This is a genomic window from Bacillus sp. IS1 (assembly GCF_032461585.1).
In the GTDB taxonomy this organism is placed as follows: domain Bacteria; phylum Bacillota; class Bacilli; order Bacillales; family Bacillaceae; genus Bacillus; species Bacillus velezensis.
Window position 1 is genome coordinate 643,235 of the sequence record NZ_JAWCWR010000002.1, and the last position, 20,611, is coordinate 663,845.

Consider the following 20,611-nt stretch of genomic DNA (forward strand, 5'->3'; position numbering starts at 1 on the left):
TCAATGAAGAATGTGCAAAATGAAAGCTTTATGATCCGCAGTCTTAAAGCGTCGGTGTCTCCGTCAGGTATTTGCCGTTACGGGAAAACATTCAGCTGGCTTCAGCTCTCCTTTCTCTTTATGTTTTTAACGTCCTGCCTTATGGCGCCGTTTACGATGTCGTTTTTGAAAATGGACCGCTTCAGCCTCAAATTGGTTATGCCTGCGGCGCTTTCTGCAGTGAATGATCGTTTTGCCGAACAATTAAACGGTATTCAAATCAGGAACGGAAAACTGACAGGCGGACAGCATTTTGATCAAATTGAAGAGGGCAAACATCTGCTGGCAGTCGATATGGAGCATGAATGGAAACCAAACGGTGAAAATGGGCGTTTGCGTGTAAAAGGATATGACAACGCGGTCATATTCCAGCCTGACCGGCTGATTATTACCGACCAAAACGGAATGGGGTTTTCAGTTCGCTATGGGAAAGCGGACGCCAGTCTTACGGACCCGGGCGTATATGAGACGGAGGCTGTTATCGGTCAATTGTGGCTGGCACAGTATAAGCCGATGATCATGATGCTGGGGTGCGCAGTGATTTTTTTGATCCAGCTATTTTTTACAGCTGTGCTTGCGGGAGGCATCTGGATGGCGAAATTATCAAAAATGATCGTTATCGCGTCATGTAAGGAAGCAGCTTCTGCAGCGATATGCGCATCGGCTCTGCCTGCATTCGCGGCAGCTGCTATCGGGCTGATCCGCTTTGATTTGATTACTGTATTAATGGTTCATACATGCGGCGTCACGTTGATGATTGCTTTTTTATTCAGATATATGGCCAAAACCCGCCGTCATAATGAAAATGTTCATTCGGGAGGAAGACATGATAAATCAGCGGTTGTTTGAGATTGATGAATGGAAAATCAAAACCAATACATTTCAAAAAGAGTATATACGGCTGCAGGAAAGCCTGACTTCTCTTGCCAACGGCTATATGGGCATCAGGGGGAATTTTGAAGAGGGGTATTCAGGCGGCAGCCATCAAGGCACATATATTGCGGGCGTGTGGTTCCCTGACAAAACGCGGGTAGGCTGGTGGAAAAACGGGTATCCGGACTATTTCGGAAAAGTGATCAATGCGATGAATTTTATTGGAATAGATGTGTATGTTGACGGTGAAAAAGTCGATCTCTATCAAAACCGACTCGAATCATTTGAGTTAGAGCTTCATATGAAAGAAGGAATTCTGAGGAGGAGCGCTGTTGTCCGTATTCAGGATAAAACCGTGCGAATCAAATCAGAACGATTTCTCAGCCTGGCCGTAAAAGAGCTATGTGCGATTCATTATGAAGCGGAGTGTCTGACAGGGGACGCCGTTATTACGCTTGTTCCTTATCTTGATGGCAATGTTGTAAACGAAGATTCAAACTATCAAGAGCGGTTTTGGCAGGAAAAAGAGACAGGAGCGGATTACCGCCGCGGGCACATAACGGCAAAAACGCTCGACAATCCGTTCGGAACGCCGCGTTTCACCGTCTCAGCCTTAATGGGAAATTTGACAGAAGGCTGTGTCAGTCAAAGCTTTCAAACTTCCCGCATGTATGCTGAAAATCGCTTCAGCTACCAAAACAAAGCTTCATTGAAAAAGTTTATTGTTGTCACGACTTCACGCGATGTTCAAGAAGCAGAGCTTACTTCGAAAGGGGAGGAGCTTTTGGCGGCTATTCTTAAGCAAGGTTATGAAGAAGCGAGACAGCAGCATATTGCCAAGTGGAAGGAAAGATGGGCAAAAGCGGATATAGAGATAAAGGGAGATAAGGAACTTCAGCAAGGCATCCGCTACAATATCTTTCAGTTATTCTCGACATACTACGGGGCAGATGCCCGTTTGAACATCGGACCGAAAGGATTTACAGGCGAAAAATACGGCGGTGCCGCCTATTGGGATACCGAGGCGTATGCCGTTCCGATGTATTTGGCGACAGCCGAGCCGGAAGTCACGAAAAACCTGCTTTTGTACCGCTATCATCATTTGGAGGCTGCCAAACGGAACGCCGCCAAGCTGGGGATGAAGGGGGCGCTTTATCCGATGGTGACGTTTACCGGAGATGAATGCCACAATGAGTGGGAGATTACGTTTGAAGAAATCCACCGCAACGGCGCGATTTGCTATGCGATCTGCAATTATGTCCAATATACAGGCGACCGCGCCTATATGGAAGAATACGGTATAGATGTTCTTGTTGAGATCAGCAGGTTTTGGGCCGGCCGTGTTCACTTCTCGAAACGAAAAAATAAGTATATGATCCATGGCGTCACAGGGCCGAATGAATATGAAAACAATGTCAACAACAATTGGTATACGAATGTCATTGCGGCTTGGACGTTGGATTATACTCTGCAAAGTCTCGAAAGGATCTCAGCGGAGAAACGCCGCCTTCTGGATGTGCAGGAAGAAGAATTGAAAGTCTGGAGAGAAATCATCCGGCACATGTACTATCCGTATAGTGAAGAACTGCAAATTTTCGTTCAGCATGACACATTTTTGGACAAAGACCTGCAATCAGTTGACGAATTAGATCCAGCTGAACGGCCTCTTTATCAAAATTGGTCATGGGACAAAATCCTCCGCTCCAGCTTTATTAAACAAGCCGATGTGCTGCAAGGCATTTATTTATTTCCTGACCGTTTCTCTATAGACGAAAAACGCCGCAACTATGAATTTTATGAACCGATGACGGTTCATGAATCAAGCTTATCGCCCTCCATTCACGCGGTGCTCGCTGCCGAATTGAGGATGGAAAAGAAGGCGCTTGAATTATATAAGCGTACAGCAAGGCTTGATCTCGACAATTACAATCGCGATACGGAGGAAGGCCTTCACATTACTTCAATGACGGGAAGCTGGCTGGCGATCGTCCAAGGGTTTGCCGGCATGCGTACTTTAAAAGGAACGCTCTCATTCACCCCATTTTTGCCGAATGAATGGGACGGTTACTCGTTCCATATCAATTATCGAAACCGCTTGATCAAGGTGACGGTCGAAGAAAGGCGCGCCATTTTTGAGCTTGTCAAAGGAGAACCGGTGTCCATCACAGTTTATGGAGAGCCGATGGTGCTGAATGAACGATGTGAAAGGAGAATGCCTGATGAGTGAATGGTGGAAAGAAGCTGTCGTGTATCAAATTTACCCGCGCAGTTTTTATGATTCCAATGGAGATGGATTTGGGGATTTACAAGGCATTATCAAAAAGCTTGATTATATCAAAAGACTTGGCGCGGATGTGATCTGGCTGTCGCCCGTGTTTGATTCTCCGCAGGATGACAACGGCTATGACATCAGTGACTACAGAAACATGTACGAAAAATTCGGAACAAATGAAGATATGTTTCAGTTAATTGATGAAGTGCATCAGCGCGGAATGAAAATCATCATGGATCTGGTCGTGAACCACACGTCGGATGAACATGCCTGGTTTGCTGAAAGCCGCAAGTCGAAGGACAATCCTTACCGGGATTATTATTTTTGGAAAGACCCGAAATCGGACGGTTCTGAGCCGAATAATTGGGGATCGATTTTTTCAGGCTCGGCGTGGACGTTCGATGAAGGGACAGGACAGTATTATTTGCACTACTTTTCGAAAAAACAGCCTGATTTAAATTGGGAAAATGAAGCCGTTCGCCGGGAAGTGTATGATCTGATGAAGTTCTGGATGGATAAAGGCGTTGACGGCTGGCGGATGGATGTGATCGGCTCCATTTCCAAGCACACTGATTTTCCGGACTATGAAACAGATAACAGCAAAAACTTTATTGTCGGCCGTTACCACTCTAACGGCCCCCGCCTGCATGAATTTATTCAAGAGATGAACAGGGAAGTGCTTTCTCATTACGACTGCATGACAGTCGGAGAGGCAAACGGTTCTGATATTGAAGAGGCGAAAAAATATACGGATGCAGGCAGGCAAGAGCTGAATATGATCTTTACATTTGAACATATGGATATCGATACAGAACAAAACTCGCCAAATGGGAAATGGCAGATCAAGCCGTTTGATGTGATTGCTTTAAAACAAACGATGACAAGGTGGCAGACCGGGTTGATGAATAGCGGCTGGAATACCTTGTATTTTGAGAACCACGATCAGCCGCGGGTGATTTCCCGCTGGGGCAATGACGGTGAGCTGCGAAAACAGTGTGCGAAAGCATTCGCAACGGTTCTCCACGGGATGAAAGGCACACCGTTTATTTACCAGGGAGAAGAAATCGGCATGGTCAACAGTGATATGCCGCTGGAGATGTATGACGATCTTGAAATAAAAAATGCATACCGTGAACTAGTCATCGAAAACAAGACGATGACAGAAAAAGAGTTTGTCAAAGCCGTGATGATAAAAGGAAGGGATCACGCGAGGACGCCGATGCAATGGGATGCAGGAAAACATGCCGGATTCACAGCCGGAGACCCTTGGTTAGCGGTCAATTCCCGCTATCAAGAAATCAATGTGAAAGAATCCTTGGAAGATCAAGATTCAATTTTCTATTACTATCAGAAGCTCATTCAATTACGAAAGCAACATAAGATCATGGTATACGGAGATTATCAGCTGCTGCTGGAAGATGATCCGCAAATCTATTGTTACATCCGTAAATATCAAGGGAAAAAGCTTCTCGTCGTTGTGAATTTGTCGGAAGACAAGGCCCAGTTCGAAGCGCCTCCGGAACTGATCCATGAGCGTTGGAAAATCCTGATTTCGAACTATCCGCAGGAGCGGGCTGACTTGAAGCGTATCAGCCTCAAACCTTATGAAGCTGTGATGGGCATCAGCATATGAAAGCGGTTATTTTTGATTTAGACGGAGTGATAACAGATACGGCTGAATATCATTTTCTCGCTTGGAAGCACATCGCAGAACAAATTGATATTCCCTTTGACAGGAATGTGAATGAAGGCCTGAAAGGAATCAGCCGGGAAGAGTCACTGGAAAGCATACTGATCTTTGGCGGAGCGGAAAAAAGGTTTACACATGTGGAGAAACAAGAACTGCTGCATCAAAAAAACCAATATTATCAAACGTTGATCAGCAGATTGACGCCGGAAGATCTCTTGCCGGGAATCGGCAGGCTTCTTTGTGAATTAAAAAATGAACATATAAAAATCGGGTTAGCATCTTCAAGCCGCAATGCCCGCGCGATCTTAAAACGTTTGGCGATTATCGATGATTTTCAAGCCATTGTTGACCCGGCGGCTCTTGCGAAGGGGAAGCCTGATCCCGAAATCTTTTTAACAGCTGCAGCGCTGCTCGGTGTTTCCACGGCTGATTGCGCGGCAATAGAAGATGCTGAAGCAGGAATATCTGCAATTAAATCTGCCGGGATGTTCGCGGTCGGTGTCGGGCGTGAACAGTCGATGCTTGGTGCTGATCTGGTTGTGAGGCAAACCGGTGAATTGTCGTTTGAGCTGTTGAAGGAAGAATGGAAGCAGTATAGGGGAAAGGTTTTAAAAAGCATCAGAGAGTGAAAAAAACCTGCAAGAGACATCATCTCTTGCAGGTTTTTTGGGCATTACTTCTGGTCTTCTGTATTGCGTGTCAGCACTTTATCGATTAAGCCGTATTCTAAGGCTTCATCAGCTGATTTGAAGTTGTCGCGGTCTGTATCACGCTCAATGACTTCAAGCGGCTGGCCGGTACGTTCAGCAAGCACTTTGTTTAATTTGTCGCGAAGCAAGAGAATGCGTTTTGCCGCGATTTCAATTTCTGTCGCCTGTCCTTGCGCTCCGCCAAGCGGCTGGTGAATCATAACTTCACTGTTAGGAAGCGCGTAACGTTTGCCTTTTTCTCCGGCTGCAAGTAAAAATGCTCCCATAGAAGCGGCCATACCGATGCAGATCGTGGATACTTTCGGTTTAATGAACTGCATTGTATCATAGATTGCCATACCGGCAGTGATTGATCCGCCAGGGCTGTTAATGTAAATGGAAATATCTTTTTCAGGGTCTTCCGCTTCAAGGAATAAAAGCTGTGACACGATGGAGTTCGCAACGTTGTCATCAATCGCAGATCCAAGCATGATAATACGGTCCTTCAAAAGACGGGAGTAAATGTCATAAGCTCTTTCTCCGCGGTTCGTTTGTTCAATGACTGTAGGTATTAAATTCATAATGCTCCTCCTTCACCTTTTAGGTAAGTATGTATTTACATGATACATTTTTGGTCAATAAAGGTCAAACAAAACGCTGACCAAAATGCCAACCTTTTCTTCTAACACCATTTTTCCCATAAAACAAAAAGTTCAAACAGCAAAGTGGAAATGAGGATGATCAGCACCGGCGCTTGAGAAAATGATATGGCCGGAGCGCTCAAAATAGACCGCAATCGCGTCGCTACGTACGGCTGAAGGGTCTGACTACGTTGTCCGCCCTTCCAAAAGCCGTACCGGCAAATACGTTTCCAGCGGCAAATCATCAAATTCGCCTTCAATTTCTTTTGCTAAAATCTCGATGGCTGTTTTGGAAATCAATTCAATCGGCTGCTGGATGGTTGCCAAGTCCGGCAGAACCGATTGAACGGTTTCAGTGCCGTCATAACCGATCACTTTTAATTGATTCGGGATGTCTATTCCCCGTTTTTTGGCCTCAGTCATCACGGCAGCGGCCATGATATCATCGCTGGCAAAAATTCCGTCGGTGTCAGGCTGTTCATCGAATAATGTTGAAATAATGTCATGGTAATGCTGATAAAAGGGTACTTCATATGTAATAGGCTTCCGTCCGTGTTCATGCATGACGTCTTCGTATGCTTTTCTTCTGAGGTTTGCCGGTGTTTCGAGTTCAATCGGGCCGTTGATATGGACGATGTGCCGGCACCCTTTTTCAATCAGCAGTTCTGCCGCCTTTTTTCCGCCGTCATAGTTGTCTGAGCCGACGACGGGAATCGTGTCCGATAAGTAATGATCAATGGCGACAATCGGCAGATTCTGCTTGTGATCATTGAGAATTCCCCGGTTGTAAGTCACGGCGATCACGCCGTCCACTTGGTTTCTTATCAGCATCTCCAAATATTTTTCTTCCTTATCCTTTCGATGTAAACTGTTGCAAAGCAGCAGTTTGTAGCCCATGGACGTACAAATGCTTTCAATATGAAAGGCGAGTTCGCCGAAAAACGGGTTGCTGGAGTTTGGGATGATAAGTCCTATTAAATTGGTTCGTTTTCGGAATAAAGAGCGGGCCAGATCGTTTGGAAAGTAATTGATTTCTTCCATCGCCTTGTACACTTTTTCTTTTGTTTTTTCGCTGATATAGCCGCGGTTATTTAATACCCGCGAAACGGTTGTGGATGAAACTCCCGCTATTTTCGCAACATCATGAATGTTAGGCTTCATTCCCGTGCCCTCCTGCTTACTGAAATGGCTTACAATTTCCGTCACGCACTTATTTTAGAGAATCAGGCTGACATGTGCAAGGACATTCCATGTTTCTGTTTTCATATAAAGAGGGCGTGTTTGGTTTGATTGAAATAATCAGAAAATTTTATGTCAACCGATTGACATATGGAACCGGTTGACATACAATTCTTTTTGAAAGCGCTTTATTTATGGAGTGAAGGGAAGTGACGGGTATGGAGAGATGGCTGGCGGCATTAAAGTGAAAGAATCAAACAGTGATGGAAAGTAAGCGCTTACTATGAGCTCGCATGTATGTGATGAATATGAAGAAAGTATGCGGCTCTAAAACGGCTATTAAAAGGCCCTATTAAAGGAGCGGTGCAAATGAAAAGCTCAAAAAGTCTGTATTGGAAACTGAGTGCTTATTTCTTCTTTTTCTTTTTTACTTGGTCTTCCAGCTATTCTTTATTTGCGATTTGGTTAGGGCAGGAAATCAATTTAAACGGATCAGCGACAGGCATTATCTTTTCTGTAAACGCCGTATTTGCCCTGTGCATGCAGCCTCTTTACGGTTTTATCTCTGACAAATTGGGGCTGAAGAAAAAGATATTGTTTATGATCAGCTGTCTTCTCATATTCACGGGTCCGTTTTATATCTTCGTCTATGGGCCGCTTTTACAATACAACGTCTTTCTTGGCGCCGTTGTCGGAGGCTTATATTTGGGAGCCGCTTTTTTGGCGGGGATAGGCGCGATTGAAACGTACATTGAAAAGGTCAGCCGTAAGTATGATTTCGAGTATGGAAAATCAAGAATGTGGGGCTCGCTGGGCTGGGCGGCGGCTGCATTTTTTGCAGGTCAGCTTTTCAATATCGATCCCAATATCAACTTCTGGATCGCGTCTGTTTCAGCCGTCATATTAACGGCCATCATCATGTCTGTAAAAATAGAAATGACCGATCATGAGAAAAACAGAGCGGATTCGGTCCGGTTAAAAGATGTGGGGCGGCTCTTTTTACTAAGAGATTTCTGGTTTTTTATGATGTACATTATCGGGGTGACTTGCATTTACGGCGTATATGATCAGCAGTTCCCGATCTACTATGCGTCTTTGTTTCCTTCGGTGTCGACGGGTAACCAAGTATTCGGCTATCTTAATTCATTCCAAGTTTTTTTAGAGGCCGGTATGATGTTTCTTGCGCCTTTTATCGTCAATAAGTTCGGGGCGAAAAACAGTTTGATTTTAGCGGGGTTTTTAATGGCTTTCCGCATCGTCGGGTCCGGAATTGCAGTTGAACCTGTAGGCATTTCATCAATGAAACTCATCCACGCACTGGAATTGCCGATTATGCTGATCGCCGTTTTTAAATATTTGGCTGCCAATTTTGATACGCGTCTGTCGTCCGTCCTTTATCTCGTCGGTTTTCAATTCGCATCTCAGGCAGGCGCGTCGATTCTGTCGCCGCTTGCGGGAGGATTATATGACAGTGCGGGGTTCCGTCAAACCTATCTCATCATGGGAATCGTCGTCTTCGGTTTTACCGTCATTTCCATATTTACTTTATTGGGCCCGAAACAAAACAGCAGGCGTGTCCAGCGTCTGCAAAAAATCGGATAGAGAGGATGTTACAAATGGATAGAATTCAGCAGGCGGAAGAAGCTTTGAAGGAAGCCGAGGGTAAAGTGAAACAAAGATATCGATTGGGGTACCATATTATGCCCCGGGCGAATTGGATCAATGATCCGAACGGACTTATTCAGTTTAAAGGAGAATACCACGTCTTTTTTCAGCATCATCCGTATGATGAGCATTGGGGGCCGATGCATTGGGGACATGTAAAAAGTAAAGATCTCATTCATTGGGAGCACCTGCCGGTTGCCTTAGCTCCGGGGGACGCATTCGATCAAAGCGGCTGTTTTTCGGGAAGCGCGGTCGATGATCATGGAAGATTGGCCCTCATCTATACAGGACATAATATAATTGATCAAGAGAAAGACCTATTCTATCAAACTCAAAATATCGCTGTCAGCCAAGATGGAACCGTGTTTGAAAAGCTTCAGGAAAACCCTGTTATTGCGGAACCGCCGGAAGACAGCGCCCGTCATTTCCGCGATCCGAAAGTATGGAAGCATCGCGATGTTTGGTATATGGTCATCGGCAACTCCTCAAAAGAAAACGTCGGACGGGTCGTTTTATACCGTTCACCTGATTTGCGTGATTGGGAATACGCGGGGGTTCTCGCCCAAAGTGACGGTAATCTCGGCTATATGTGGGAATGTCCTGATTTCTTTGAATTAGGCGGCAAACATGTCCTGCTGATTTCGCCCCAGGGGATCGAGGCGGACGGTGATTCCTATCAAAATTTACATCAAACCGGTTATTTAATCGGTGACTATCATGATGAAACAAACAAATTTACACACGGCGCTTTTAAAGAACTGGATCACGGCCATGACTTTTACGCCGTGCAAACATTATTAGATGATAAAGGACGCAGAATTGCCATCGGCTGGATGGATATGTGGGAATCTGAGATGCCGACAAAAGCGGACGGATGGTGCGGTGCACTGACTTTGCCGCGAGAACTGACTTTGCGTGATGATCATAAACTTTTGATGAATCCCGTGGAAGAAACCAAGCAGCTGCGGAAAATGGAATATCGGGAATGTGCCGGACGATCGGTTTCAGGGAGTTACTTGGCAAAGACGTCCGAAGAACTGCTTGAAGTCCGAGTCGTGTTTGATATAAACGATTCTGATGCCGAAACGGCAGGTTTTAAGATTCGCGGCCTTGACGAAGAAGAACTTGTGCTGACATACAATCTGACGGATAAAAAGCTGACACTTGATTGCACCAAGATGGGGAAAGCGAAAGACGGTGTGAGAAGGGTGCAGACGGATACAAACGGCAAGCTGGCGCTGCGTATCTTTATTGACAGATCCTCGATTGAAGTATTCGCCAATCATGGAGAAACAACGATGACAAGCCGTATCTATCCGAATGAAGGCAGATTGGGGATTGAGCTGTTTTCTGAGAAAGGCGCCGTAAAAGTTGAGGAATTCACCTATTGGATGTTAAAGGACATTTGGAAAAAAAGCTGAAACGGGTGATTACCGCTTTTTCTGCAGTGGCTGAAAATGTACTGAGCCGGGGGCAGTCCGCCTGAAATGGTTTTTTTGTGAAAATCAATGCCGTTATACGATGCAGGATTATGCTGCATGAGGACGCTGCATAATCCTGTTGTGCATTATCAAAAAAGAGTTGCTTTCTGTGCGTTTCTTTATTATAATATAAAGGTATCTGATTGAAAAAACGTGCGCTCGTAGCTCAGTTGGATAGAGCGGTGGTTTCCGGTACCACGTCTGTCGGGGGTTCGAATCCCTCCGAGCGCGTCCAATACGTTATAACCCCGTCATATCAACGTTTTCCGACGGTCCGTTAAGCGTTAAGTGTACGAAAAGTGTCCGGAAGGGCGCGAACCGGTAAAGAACGGGCCCGGCTTTAATCGGTCGGCTCGCTTCTCCTAAAACGAAATAGTCCGATTCAGCAAACGTAACCTCGCGGATAAATAAATCCGGGAGGTTTTTTGTTATGGCGGTTTTAAAACGCAGGCAAGGCGTCAGGAATCGGCGCGAGACTGACGGAATAGAAAAGAGCTTCAAAGCGGCGAAATCCGTTCACGAAGCGTTAAGGATCGTATTCGAGCTATTTGAAACGGAGAACTATCGCGACAGAACGATCAATGATTATCGGAAGTATTGGGCGGTATTTATGGAAGTGGCCGGCATACAGCCGACGGATAACGTAACGAACATTACGGAAGATCATCTGCGGTCCTATATATCAACGATGCTCAACGTACGCGACCTTTCGCCAGTAACGATAAATATCCGTTTAGGCGGCATAAAGTCGATCCTTAGCCGAATGACTAAGCGCGGGAAAGGAAAGCATAAATCATATATTATACATGACTAATATGTGCTTTCCTTTTATTCAATTAAAGCGTCCTTTTCTGGAATAAGACTGATAGTAAGACCATCTTCAAAAAGTTTCCTTCAATACACAAACTGAACAAAATTAGTTAATCCAATGGGAAGGTCGTTGTATATGAGAGGGGAATGTTGTCTTTACATCACCTTTAGCCGAATTAATTTGCATTTGAGTTAAAAACATACTCGTAGATAAGTCTGCTCCCCTTAAATCAGCATCACGCAAATCAGCGCCAATAAAATCAACACCTCTTAAATCTGCATTCCTCATATCTGCAGCAATTAAATATGCTCCCCTTAAATCTAACGCCCTTAAATCTTTACCTCTTAATTTTTTGCCAATCCAATCGGCTCTTTCGTAATTATAATTCTTGGCATTTTTAGTGTCAGGTAACTTTGAAATTAAGCTTTCCCGAATATACTCGCTGGTTTCCGAAAGCAATTTGTTTAATGGAAATCTGTACACCACTAGATCAAGAGATAATAATTCTTCAGCATCGAGTTTTGATAAGTTCTGCAATTCTTTTAACTGCACACTCAATTTATCAGACAAAGCATGGGGAATGTCATACGACAAGGCTTCTGCCGTGTACGCAATCATTTCATGTATTTGTTCCATGATCGGAAACACTCGGAACATTTTTTCTCTAATTTCAGGATTATCTCGCCAACTTTGACCTTTAAAAGTAATTTGAGAAACAACTTGTCCAGAACCTAAACAGTCAAACACTGTACAGCCCTTAAAACCTTTCTCTCGTAAGTTGCTGTGAATTTGACAACCATAATCAGATTGTAAATTAACACAAGGTGCACCTGCTGGCTTGTTAATTGGAAAATCGCTTGATGCTACAATATTAAGCGCTGTGCAGCAAAGTCCAAAGCACTTCGTACAATCAGCCGTTAAACTTTCTCTAATATTTTTGGCTGTTTCATTATCCATTTTTATACCCTCTTATCTTTAGTTAAATAACTTTTGAGTTTAATATACAAGATTCCTAAACAATCTTGATTGTTAAATAATAAATACCTTGTCAACTAGAACTTTTTGTAGACTTCTGCTACGCTACTTTTAATTGGTTTCTAAAATCTTTGTTCATGCTCTAGTCGCTTAACTTTCCGCTTTAATGACTCGATAATCGCATCTTTATTATTTTCGTTCATTTCATACTTAACTTGCTTTGCAGAGGGGCTTTTTATCTAGTTTTAAAGCTATTAACGAAAGTTTCTCCGTCGTTCTCCACATTAACAATAAGCTTGGCACTTTCACTGATACGCTGAGCAAGTGCTCTTTGCGCTTTTCCCTCGAAACTGTATAAAAGGACTGAATAAACATCGTTTAATTCTTCCCGCAACGAATTCATTTCGAACTTTGGTTTAAGGTTTTTTCGAACCGTCTCAAGTTTAGTATTTGCCACTTGCGTCATACCTGCTTTTAACATTTGACGCTGAAGCTGTTTTCGCATTGGATCATCTTTATGTTCTAAAAGGTTATCTAACGTTGGCATTGCTTTGTCACTCCTATAATCTTAGCCAATTGGCAAGCATTTGATCTTTTTCCTCAAAGTCGTCGGCGATTTTATTCAAGAAACCGCCTATTTCCTCAAGGTCTGTAATCGCTGCCTGTAGTGAATCTATGAATGATTGTTCAGCTTGTGTGTCGTAAAATATCGGCCCTTTATCGTAAGATTGGGCTATATCCTCTAACGTATTTGTTACGTCCTGTGAATTAAGCTGATCATAAAAGCCATGCCCAACTTGACCGTAAAATTCCGTTATTAGTTCAGCAACTTTTTCGTCGTGCTCTTGATAGGCATTCTGCGCTTCTTTTTTCATCGTTCTGAGATCCTCGACCATCGCGTCAACTTTTTCGGCAAGTTTTTTGGCGCTTTTGGGAGTTACTTTAATGGCATCACCGCCACCGATTGCGCCAGCCGGAAGCATTGCGTTTAGGTTTTTATCGTACACAAGCTCATCACCGTTTACATTCGTGATATTGCCGTTTTCATCAAACGTAAAGTTGGCTTCATTTAGACCGTGTGTATCAGGATTTCGAAGAATAACAGTATCTATAAAGTAGACGAGGTTCTTTTCGATTTGGTCACCCCATCTTCCACTCAGTCTTTGTTTGCGATTGATCTGTGAAAGTGCAGGGTTTTTTGTGTAAATTGTGGTCCCGTTGTGGCGGTCATATTCGTTCCAATAACCAGCTCCGACCATATCATCCGGGTTAATAATAGATCTCACGTAAGGGTCGTACAAGCCATCGTTTATTTCTTCTTGCTTATTATCAGTATGTAGTTTGACGACAGAAGGGCTGTTAAACGCGACCCCATAAATATCATTGTTTACTGCACTGTATTCGGCCTCTGCACCTCCGAGTGAATGGCCAGTTGTTGAAACAACCGTCGATGTTCCGTTATACTTTCTTTTAACTTCTTTAACGAGTTGGTCTGCTTGGTCGATTTGCGATGTTTTCGTAATGAGTTTATAGTTTCCGGTTGTAAGCATCGCGTCTTGAGAAGGTGTGCCGTTATATTTTCCGAGTGTTTTAGACGTATCCTTCGCGTCCTTTTCAACGATATAATGAGCTTCTTTTTTGGGGTCGCTTCCAAAAACAATGTTCCCGCCGTCCGCTTTTACGCCGTCATTGATCGGGTCTTTTGCGATATCGGTTCCCGCAAAGGCGACGACCACGTTTTCGGGGTTTTTTGATTTTATCCATTTTCCGTTATTCTTCACTGCTTGTACTAATACAACCGCATCAAGTCCTGTATTATCGTCTGATTTTATTTGATCGACGTACCAGTAAGTAGGTTTTGAAATGGAAGAATTAATACGTATATAATCGTTCTTCTCTAATTTCCTTTTTAAGATAGTCATAGTTATAAGCACGTTGACTCATCCTGTAATATGTTTCATCTGTCAGGTTTGAAGTCCTGATTTTCTTGCTCAAGATATACAGCACCTTTCTTGTCATGTAAAATAGGGTAGGGAAAGGGATGATTTTTTTTGAAAAAATACCTTATTATTGTTCTAGTGTTAATTATAACCGTTGGAGGGTTGGTTATGAAGCATCAATATGATGTGAAAAAGGAAGAAAATGCTCTTTTCGAAAAAGCCAAAAGTAAAATGACCGAGTACTTGCGTAGTGAGTACAAGGGTATAGAGAAAATTTCTTATGATGATTATTTTATTGATCCAACCGGCGGAATTACAGTTGAAGGATATCTAAACGGCGATAAAACTAAAGAATTTGACGGCTTATATGATCCTGTAGGAGACAAAATAGGGAGCTCCTCTGTGGATGCGGAAGAAAAATCTTAACACGCCTAAATGCACCGGATGTCACCGGTCATTTTTTCTAGTCCGCGAACTTCATCATAACTCATGGAACGGATGATTCTGTGAAAAAATATATTATTATCTTTATGGTTATCTTAATAGCAGCCGGAGGTTTTATAATGAAGAGTATGAATGATAAAAATGTTCAGGCTGAAGAGATAAAGATTGCTCAGGAACGAATGGAGAAATTTATCAAAGCGAATTATGAAGGCATACATAACGTTACATTTAAAGATAAATACGAGATAGATCCAATGGGCGGGATAGAGGTATTTGGCTATTACAACGGTGATACATCGAATAAATTCGATGGTATTTACGATAAGGCAAATGACAAGATCATGGGGCACTCAATAGACGCTGTAAGAAAGAAAGAATGCAGAGATAAAGATTGCGATTATTAATAAAGACGCTCGTCTGGCATTTTTTATATATGAGCATAATGAAAAAGACAAGGGTTTCGGCATGTGCCGCCCTTGTCTTTTTTTATTGAACACTGTAAAACATAACCGGAAACAGCTCATTATTTGACAGTCCGTTTTAACAGCGTTACAATTAAACGTGTAAATAGTTACATGTTTAAGTAAACATAATAACTCGGGAGGTGATACGTCTTGAATGAACCTTCTTTAAAAAAAGTGATGTCTCTGCAGATTGAAGTGGATGAACCGATCGTTGCGGGGCAGACTGGATTAGGGAAAAGGCAGTTGATTCCGATACGGGGCGGAACGGTCAGCGGCGCCGTAAAGGGACGTGTTCTTCCGGGCGGGGCAGATGCCCAGATCATCCGTCCGAACGGCCGGGTTGATCTTTCTGCCAGATATGCGCTGGAGACGGAGGAGCATGAAGTCATCTATGTAGAGAACAACGGCATCCGCCAAGTCAGTGAACCGTTCCGCCAACAGGCTGCAGAGGGGCGCATCATTGATCCCGAGCACGTGTATTTCCGCACTGTGCCTGTGTTTGAAACAAGCAGTGAGGCATATCAGCATCTGCAGGACCGGCTGTTTATCGGGGCTGCGGTCAGATTGCCGGATGACATTCGGTTAGATATTTATGAAGTTCAATAATAATATGGAGAGTGAGTCAACATGGAAAACTTTATCGGAAGCCATATGATTTACACGTATGAAAACGGCTGGGAGTATGAAATCTATATTAAAAATGATCATACGATCGACTATCGGATTCATAGCGGAATGGTAGGCGGCCGCTGGGTGCGCGACCAGGAAGTGAATATCGTCAAGCTGACAGAAGGCGTATACAAAGTGTCATGGACTGAACCGACAGGCACAGACGTTTCCTTAAACTTTATGCCGAATGAAAAACGGATGCACGGAATTATTTTCTTCCCGAAATGGGTGCATGAGCATCCGGAAATCACGGTGTGCTACCAAAATGATTACATTGACGTGATGAAAGAGTCACGTGAGAAATATGAAACATACCCGAAATATGTCGTTCCCGAGTTTGCGGATATTACGTATCTCAACAATGCGGGAATCAATAACGAAACATTGATTTCAGAAGCGCCGTACGAAGGAATGACCGATGATATTCGCGCGGGAAAATTAAAATAAGAGAAAAAACCCGGCAGCTTGTCCGGGTTTTTTTGTATCCTTTTACGACAGGGTTTTGGTCATGATAAAGTCGACTTGTTTATCATCCCCCATATAAAAAGAGTGTTCTCCGGTTTGGACAAACCCCATTTTTTGATAAAAGGCGATTGCATTTTCGTTTTTTTCCCATACGCCCAGCCAGATGTTCTTTTTATTGTGTGCTGTTGCGATTTTCACAGCTTCATTCAGCAGATATTTGCCGAGTCCGTGTTTCTGGTGGTTTTTTCTTATATAAATTCTCTCAATCTCAAGAGAATCTTCCCCCATTTTTTCTGACTGTGCTTCGTTCATGTTGACTTTTATATACCCCGCAAGGTCATCATGATAATAAACAAAATAGAATTGAGAAGACAGATTGGATAATTCCTTTTTCAGCTGTTCAGAGCGGAATGCATTTTCCAAATAAGCTTTCATATTTTCAGGTGAATTTTGATCCTTAAATGTATCATTGAATGTTTCAATGCTTATCTCCCGGAGCTCTGTAATATCGTTAAGGCTGCACTTTTTTAATTGAATACTCATGGTCATACAGCTCCTTTCTTCATTTATCATATCAGCTGATTTTTTGTTGTATTTGCAATGAAAATACCGTATAGTAAACATACCGTAATTTTGTTGTATTTGCAACATAAAATAAGAAAATGAGGACGATAAAGTGAAATATGTTTTTTATGTTTTAGGAATCATGATCTTGACCTTTGGTATTTCTGTCACGATTCAATCAGATCTTGGAACGTCGCCTTTTGATGCGCTTATTGTGGGATTGTCCGTCCATGCAGGGCTTACCGTGGGAAGCTGGGAAATCATCATCGCTTTCCTGTTAATTTGCTGTAATTCAATGTTAAAAAGGCAAAGGCCGGAATTTTCAGGGATGATTACGGCGTTTATAACGGGAATCGGGATTGATATGTGGCTTTTTTTTCTGCATCGAGTCATAACGCCTGAACTATGGTACGGAAAAGCGGGCTGTTTTGCAATCGGTTTAGTTGTGATAGGGATAGGAACCGCAACCTATCTGCACACAAATTTCGCCCCGATCCCGGTTGATCGGTTAACGCTAATTGTCCGCGATTTAACCGGGAGAAGCATCTTTTTTTCAAGAACGGTCATTTACTTCATATTTTTCATACTGGCCGTGATGCTAAAAGGTCCGGTAGGCATCGGAACGTTATTAACCGTTTGTTTAGGCGGGATCATCCTTCATTTCTTTATGCCGATTACCGGAAGATGGATAGACGGCATATTAACAGCATCTCCAAAGCAGGAAGAAACGAAAACCCGGTAGCAGGGGTTTTTATCCGGTTCTATCATTTTTTATTTCATCCGCATGTTCAAGGTATAATAAAAAAGGGGGAGGGATTGTTATGAGCGGTCAAAGAAAGCTCGTTTTTTACGGAGCTGTCAGCGCAGATGGCTATCTTGCGCGGGAAAATCACTCTTTAGATTGGTTAATCGGAACTGAAGGTGAAGACGGCACCGATTATGAAGCTTTCTATGAATCTGTCGATACGATTATCATGGGCAGAAAAACATACGAGGACATATTGGTTTTATTGCCTGAGGAATTTCCGTACAAAGGTAAAGAATGCTATGTGTTTTCGCGGACATTGACCGGGTGCACTGAACATGTGCGGTTTATTCATGAAGAGCCTGCCGATTTTATAAAAGCATTGAAACGCCAAGAAGGCAAGCGGATTTGGATTGTCGGCGGGAGCGATCTGCTGCACCCGGTTTTGGAGGAAAAACTTGTCGATGAGTTTATCATTCAGATCGCCCCCGTTCTGCTCGGCCGCGGAATTTCTTTGTTCAAACCCGGAGACCGGGAGACAGGGCTGAAGCTGACTGATGTCAGGCGCTATAAGCAATTTGCGGAGTTGCATTATGAAGTGAGATAAAATGAAGTGTATGAAAGAAACCCAGTAAAGGTTACCGGGTTTCTTTTTCATGTTTGTTTTTATGTTTTGAAATGGTGTGGGCCGGCCCGCATGAAAACCCTGCAACCATGATAACAACCCCTATCCACCTCACAGCATAGAAATCAGTGTCGCGCAGGAAGATAAATGAAACTAAGGTCATAAGCGCCCCGATTATAACGGCAGCTGTGCCGATAATACTTGATTTCTCCATATAAAAACTCCTTTATGAATGTTTGTTTAACTTATTGGGTTAGAATATAACATATCAGGGGTAATGTGGAAACGGATATTCTGCGATGTCTGAAGTAAGATGAAAACGAAACGCCAAGGGAGCCGGCTCCCTTGGCGTTTTTTATGCTTGAAACAGGATGCGGCGTTTTGCTGCATCGGGATCACTTTCGACAGCGGTATCCGTGTTGAAAAGCAAAGTTTCGCGTGAATCGGTTTCATATTCAGGCCAATTGAAGTGAGAGGTGTTCGGGTTTCCGGTTTTTGCAAAAGCGAGCCATGCGGATTGGATTTGTTTGGAAAGCTGTTCTGCGTCGTCACCGAGCGGTTCTTGCAGCGTCTTTCTCAAAGAATCAAAGTTTCCGAACACAAACGGCAATTCCAGAGCGTGAACGGCTTTATGAAACGGCGGTGTTTCGCCATGCCAATCAAAGCGGTACATCCAGACCGGTGCGTGCTGCGACTGTCCTTGTGCGAAAGCGACAGCCGGCCGCCAGAAAATCAGATCCGTCATCATATCGATTTGTCCCTTTAATGAATGCGGATATAAATCTGCCGCTTGCTCGGTGCAGTTCTCTCCGAGGTGATAATGCAAATAATCTTGCTGCTTTTTCTCGGAATGAATATCTGTATCAGGGGTGAAAAACAAATATGCTTCATCACGATTGGTTCCGATGATCATAGGTATGCCTTCTGCGGCCCCGTCTGCTATGGCTTTCACCGGTTCCGCAGGCAATGTGGCCGGATCGATGGCGGGCTGAAACAAAAGCTGGAAAATGTTTTGATCTAGTGAGCGCCGCACTTTATCCGCAGTCTTAAGCAGGTCATTAACGGAAAGCTCCTGCAATTGATCAGTGCCGGCTTCATGAATAAATGCAGCCGCGATGTCTTTTGCCATGTCCGCCGGGATCGTATGGGAGGCGCCGCTTTCTAAAATGGCTTTATGAAACAGGCCTTTTGCGTCAGGCATTGCCATAAGGGAGGCGATGCTCATGCCGCCTGCCGATTCACCAAATATCGTGACGTTATCCGGGTCTCCTCCAAATTCGGAGATATTGTCCTTCACCCAGCGCAGCGCGGCGATCTGATCGAGCAGCCCGATATTGGAGGAATACGCGTCATGAATAGAAGACAAATGTAAAAAGCCTAACGGTCCGAGCCTGTAATTGAGTGTCACTACAATGACATCTCCGTCAGCGGCAAGGGCAGATCCGTCGTAAAGCGGTTCGCTTCCGGCACCTAAATAAAATGCCCCGCCGTGTATCCATACCATGACAGGCTTTTTTTCGCCCTCTGAATCGGGGGCGAAAACATTGAGGTAAAGGCAATCTTCAGATTGAGCCGGTATATCTCCGGAAAACGATATAGACAGCATATCATCCGGCTGCGGACAAATCGGCCCGAACGAGTCGGCATGTTTTACGCCGTCCCAAGGTGCGGGCGGCTCCGGCGCTTTAAATCTGAGCTCTCCGACGGGCGGCTTCGCGTACGGTATGCCCTTCCATGTGCGGACGCCGCGGCCGGCAGTTCCTTTCAGTGCGCCGCAGCGGGTTTGAACGGTAAGTTTTGTCATCATTTCATCCCCTTTTTTCTTTTCATTATAAACAGAGATGAAGACATGAAGCGAATAAAAGCCTTTTCATCAGCATATCATTAGTAACGCTTCCGTTCTAAAAATGATCTGACTTCCTGAACGGACAAGCCGAGTTCTTTGGCTTCCTGCATCAGCGCTTTCCATTCCTCAATGTTGGATTCAGTCAGTTTTCTGTTGCGGTAGGGTGCGGGCTCCGGGCGTTTTTCAGTCAGTTTGTTCGTAAAGGTGAACAGTTCTTCTTTCGGCATGCCTGACTGCACGGCCTGTACAAGGTGGATGCGCCACTCATCTTCCGTGTCTCCCATGTGATGCAGCATCGTTTCGGCATCAAAAAGCTCCGTCAGATCGACCTGCAGGGTGGCGGATACTTTTTTCAGAAATTGGATGGACGGATTTGAGTGAACACCCCGTTCTATCTTGCTTAAATAAGATTTAGAGACACCTGCTTCAACTGCTAGCTGATTAATAGAGTAGCCTTTTCTTCTGCGGTATAAACGAATTATTCTTCCAATCATTGTGCTGAATTCTCCCCTGTATACTGGCATTTTTTTGTTC

The 20,611-nt window shown here is 43.9% G+C and carries 21 protein-coding genes, 1 tRNA gene and 2 pseudogenes; 14 read left to right on the forward strand and 10 right to left on the reverse strand.

Features of this window, described 5'->3' with window-relative positions; all coding sequences use genetic code 11:
• The first annotated feature begins 3 nt into the window (after positions 1-3).
• From RUW00_RS11305 to pgmB, 4 genes are read left to right on the forward strand one after another with little or no spacing between them, the layout of a single operon-like run.
• The gene (locus RUW00_RS11305) at positions 4-888 is read left to right on the forward strand and encodes a DUF1189 family protein (protein WP_095270750.1); all 885 of its coding nucleotides are present in this window, start codon (positions 4-6) and stop codon (positions 886-888) included.
• Entirely contained in the window at positions 866-3,139 is a 2,274-nt protein-coding gene (locus RUW00_RS11310; RefSeq protein ID WP_280144650.1) for a glycoside hydrolase family 65 protein, read from the forward strand. Before RUW00_RS11305 ends, RUW00_RS11310 begins: the two co-directional genes overlap by 23 nt.
• Positions 3,132-4,817 (forward strand): glycoside hydrolase family 13 protein, encoded by a 1,686-nt coding sequence (locus tag RUW00_RS11315; protein WP_280144649.1) that lies wholly within the window; start codon positions 3,132-3,134, stop codon positions 4,815-4,817. Before RUW00_RS11310 ends, RUW00_RS11315 begins: the two co-directional genes overlap by 8 nt.
• On the forward strand, positions 4,814-5,503 hold the full coding sequence (pgmB, locus tag RUW00_RS11320) for a beta-phosphoglucomutase (RefSeq protein WP_174747331.1): 690 nt from the start codon (positions 4,814-4,816) through the stop codon (positions 5,501-5,503). Before RUW00_RS11315 ends, pgmB begins: the two co-directional genes overlap by 4 nt.
• Positions 5,504-5,547: 44 nt before the next feature.
• Here the strand turns inward: pgmB and clpP are convergent, their stop codons facing one another.
• A complete protein-coding gene (clpP, locus tag RUW00_RS11325; RefSeq protein WP_003151513.1) occupies positions 5,548-6,144 on the reverse strand; it encodes an ATP-dependent Clp endopeptidase proteolytic subunit ClpP in 597 nt (198 codons plus the stop codon).
• A gap of 246 nt (positions 6,145-6,390) precedes the next feature.
• On the reverse strand, positions 6,391-7,365 hold the full coding sequence (locus RUW00_RS11330) for a LacI family DNA-binding transcriptional regulator (protein ID WP_015418285.1): 975 nt from the start codon (positions 7,363-7,365) through the stop codon (positions 6,391-6,393).
• 387 nt (positions 7,366-7,752) lie between these two features.
• On the opposite strand from RUW00_RS11330, the gene RUW00_RS11335 reads away from it, so the two are divergent.
• From RUW00_RS11335 to RUW00_RS11350, 4 genes are all read left to right on the forward strand, one after another.
• On the forward strand, positions 7,753-8,985 hold the full coding sequence (locus tag RUW00_RS11335; RefSeq protein WP_017418854.1) for an MFS transporter: 1,233 nt from the start codon (positions 7,753-7,755) through the stop codon (positions 8,983-8,985).
• A 14-nt stretch (positions 8,986-8,999) separates the two neighbouring features.
• Positions 9,000-10,469, forward strand: coding sequence for a glycoside hydrolase family 32 protein (locus RUW00_RS11340; RefSeq protein WP_267543532.1), 1,470 nt, complete (start codon positions 9,000-9,002; stop codon positions 10,467-10,469).
• Positions 10,470-10,684: 215 nt separating this feature from the next.
• Positions 10,685-10,760: transfer RNA gene (locus RUW00_RS11345), tRNA-Arg, on the forward strand.
• Positions 10,761-10,959: 199 nt separating this feature from the next.
• On the forward strand, positions 10,960-11,343 hold the full coding sequence (locus tag RUW00_RS11350) for a phage integrase N-terminal SAM-like domain-containing protein (protein WP_280144648.1): 384 nt from the start codon (positions 10,960-10,962) through the stop codon (positions 11,341-11,343).
• 102 nt (positions 11,344-11,445) lie between these two features.
• On the opposite strand, the gene RUW00_RS11355 is transcribed toward RUW00_RS11350, so the two are convergent.
• From RUW00_RS11355 to RUW00_RS11365, 4 genes and pseudogenes are all read right to left on the reverse strand, one after another.
• Positions 11,446-12,297, reverse strand: a complete 852-nt coding sequence (locus RUW00_RS11355) for a pentapeptide repeat-containing protein (protein ID WP_280144647.1) — start codon at positions 12,295-12,297, stop codon at positions 11,446-11,448.
• A 95-nt stretch (positions 12,298-12,392) separates the two neighbouring features.
• Positions 12,393-12,551 (reverse strand): annotated as a pseudogene (locus RUW00_RS23000) (DUF6262 family protein); the annotation flags it as partial.
• Entirely contained in the window at positions 12,551-12,862 is a 312-nt protein-coding gene (locus tag RUW00_RS11360) for a hypothetical protein (protein WP_095270733.1), read from the reverse strand. The gene RUW00_RS11360 and the pseudogene RUW00_RS23000, both read right to left, overlap by 1 nt.
• A 13-nt stretch (positions 12,863-12,875) precedes the next feature.
• Positions 12,876-14,310 (reverse strand): annotated as a pseudogene (locus RUW00_RS11365) (lipase).
• Positions 14,311-14,366: 56 nt separating this feature from the next.
• Here RUW00_RS11365 and RUW00_RS11370 point away from each other — a divergent pair.
• The 4 genes from RUW00_RS11370 to RUW00_RS11385 all read left to right on the forward strand — a co-directional run bounded on the left by RUW00_RS11370 (position 14,367) and on the right by RUW00_RS11385 (position 16,279).
• Positions 14,367-14,681, forward strand: a complete 315-nt coding sequence (locus RUW00_RS11370; protein ID WP_021495239.1) for a DUF1433 domain-containing protein — start codon at positions 14,367-14,369, stop codon at positions 14,679-14,681.
• 137 nt (positions 14,682-14,818) lie between these two features.
• Positions 14,819-15,103 carry a DUF1433 domain-containing protein gene (locus RUW00_RS11375; RefSeq protein WP_095270728.1) on the forward strand — a complete coding sequence of 95 codons (285 nt, stop codon included), beginning with the start codon at positions 14,819-14,821 and terminating at the stop codon, positions 15,101-15,103.
• Positions 15,104-15,313: 210 nt separating this feature from the next.
• Complete coding sequence (locus tag RUW00_RS11380; RefSeq protein WP_076424578.1) at positions 15,314-15,769, forward strand: DUF3237 domain-containing protein; 456 nt, start codon at positions 15,314-15,316, stop codon at positions 15,767-15,769.
• Between the two features lie 21 nt (positions 15,770-15,790).
• A complete protein-coding gene (locus RUW00_RS11385; protein ID WP_014305882.1) occupies positions 15,791-16,279 on the forward strand; it encodes a phenolic acid decarboxylase in 489 nt (162 codons plus the stop codon).
• A gap of 42 nt (positions 16,280-16,321) precedes the next feature.
• Here the strand turns inward: RUW00_RS11385 and paiA are convergent, their stop codons facing one another.
• Positions 16,322-16,840, reverse strand: a complete 519-nt coding sequence (gene paiA, locus RUW00_RS11390) for a spermidine/spermine N(1)-acetyltransferase (protein ID WP_021495236.1) — start codon at positions 16,838-16,840, stop codon at positions 16,322-16,324.
• A 133-nt stretch (positions 16,841-16,973) separates the two neighbouring features.
• Between paiA and RUW00_RS11395 the strand changes: the two genes are divergently transcribed.
• Together RUW00_RS11395 and RUW00_RS11400 are read left to right on the forward strand one after the other, a co-directional pair.
• On the forward strand, positions 16,974-17,603 hold the full coding sequence (locus RUW00_RS11395) for a YczE/YyaS/YitT family protein (protein WP_014305880.1): 630 nt from the start codon (positions 16,974-16,976) through the stop codon (positions 17,601-17,603).
• A 79-nt stretch (positions 17,604-17,682) separates the two neighbouring features.
• Positions 17,683-18,213 carry a dihydrofolate reductase family protein gene (locus RUW00_RS11400; RefSeq protein ID WP_014418939.1) on the forward strand — a complete coding sequence of 177 codons (531 nt, stop codon included), beginning with the start codon at positions 17,683-17,685 and terminating at the stop codon, positions 18,211-18,213.
• 31 nt (positions 18,214-18,244) lie between these two features.
• On the opposite strand, the gene RUW00_RS11405 is transcribed toward RUW00_RS11400, so the two are convergent.
• The 3 genes from RUW00_RS11405 to slrR all read right to left on the reverse strand — a co-directional run bounded on the left by RUW00_RS11405 (position 18,245) and on the right by slrR (position 20,571).
• Complete coding sequence (locus RUW00_RS11405) at positions 18,245-18,445, reverse strand: hypothetical protein (protein ID WP_014418938.1); 201 nt, start codon at positions 18,443-18,445, stop codon at positions 18,245-18,247.
• 141 nt (positions 18,446-18,586) lie between these two features.
• Entirely contained in the window at positions 18,587-20,035 is a 1,449-nt protein-coding gene (locus RUW00_RS11410; RefSeq protein WP_094296312.1) for a carboxylesterase/lipase family protein, read from the reverse strand.
• Positions 20,036-20,115: 80 nt separating this feature from the next.
• Positions 20,116-20,571, reverse strand: coding sequence for an HTH-type transcriptional regulator SlrR (gene slrR / locus RUW00_RS11415; RefSeq protein ID WP_007407395.1), 456 nt, complete (start codon positions 20,569-20,571; stop codon positions 20,116-20,118).
• Positions 20,572-20,611: the final 40 nt, after the last annotated feature.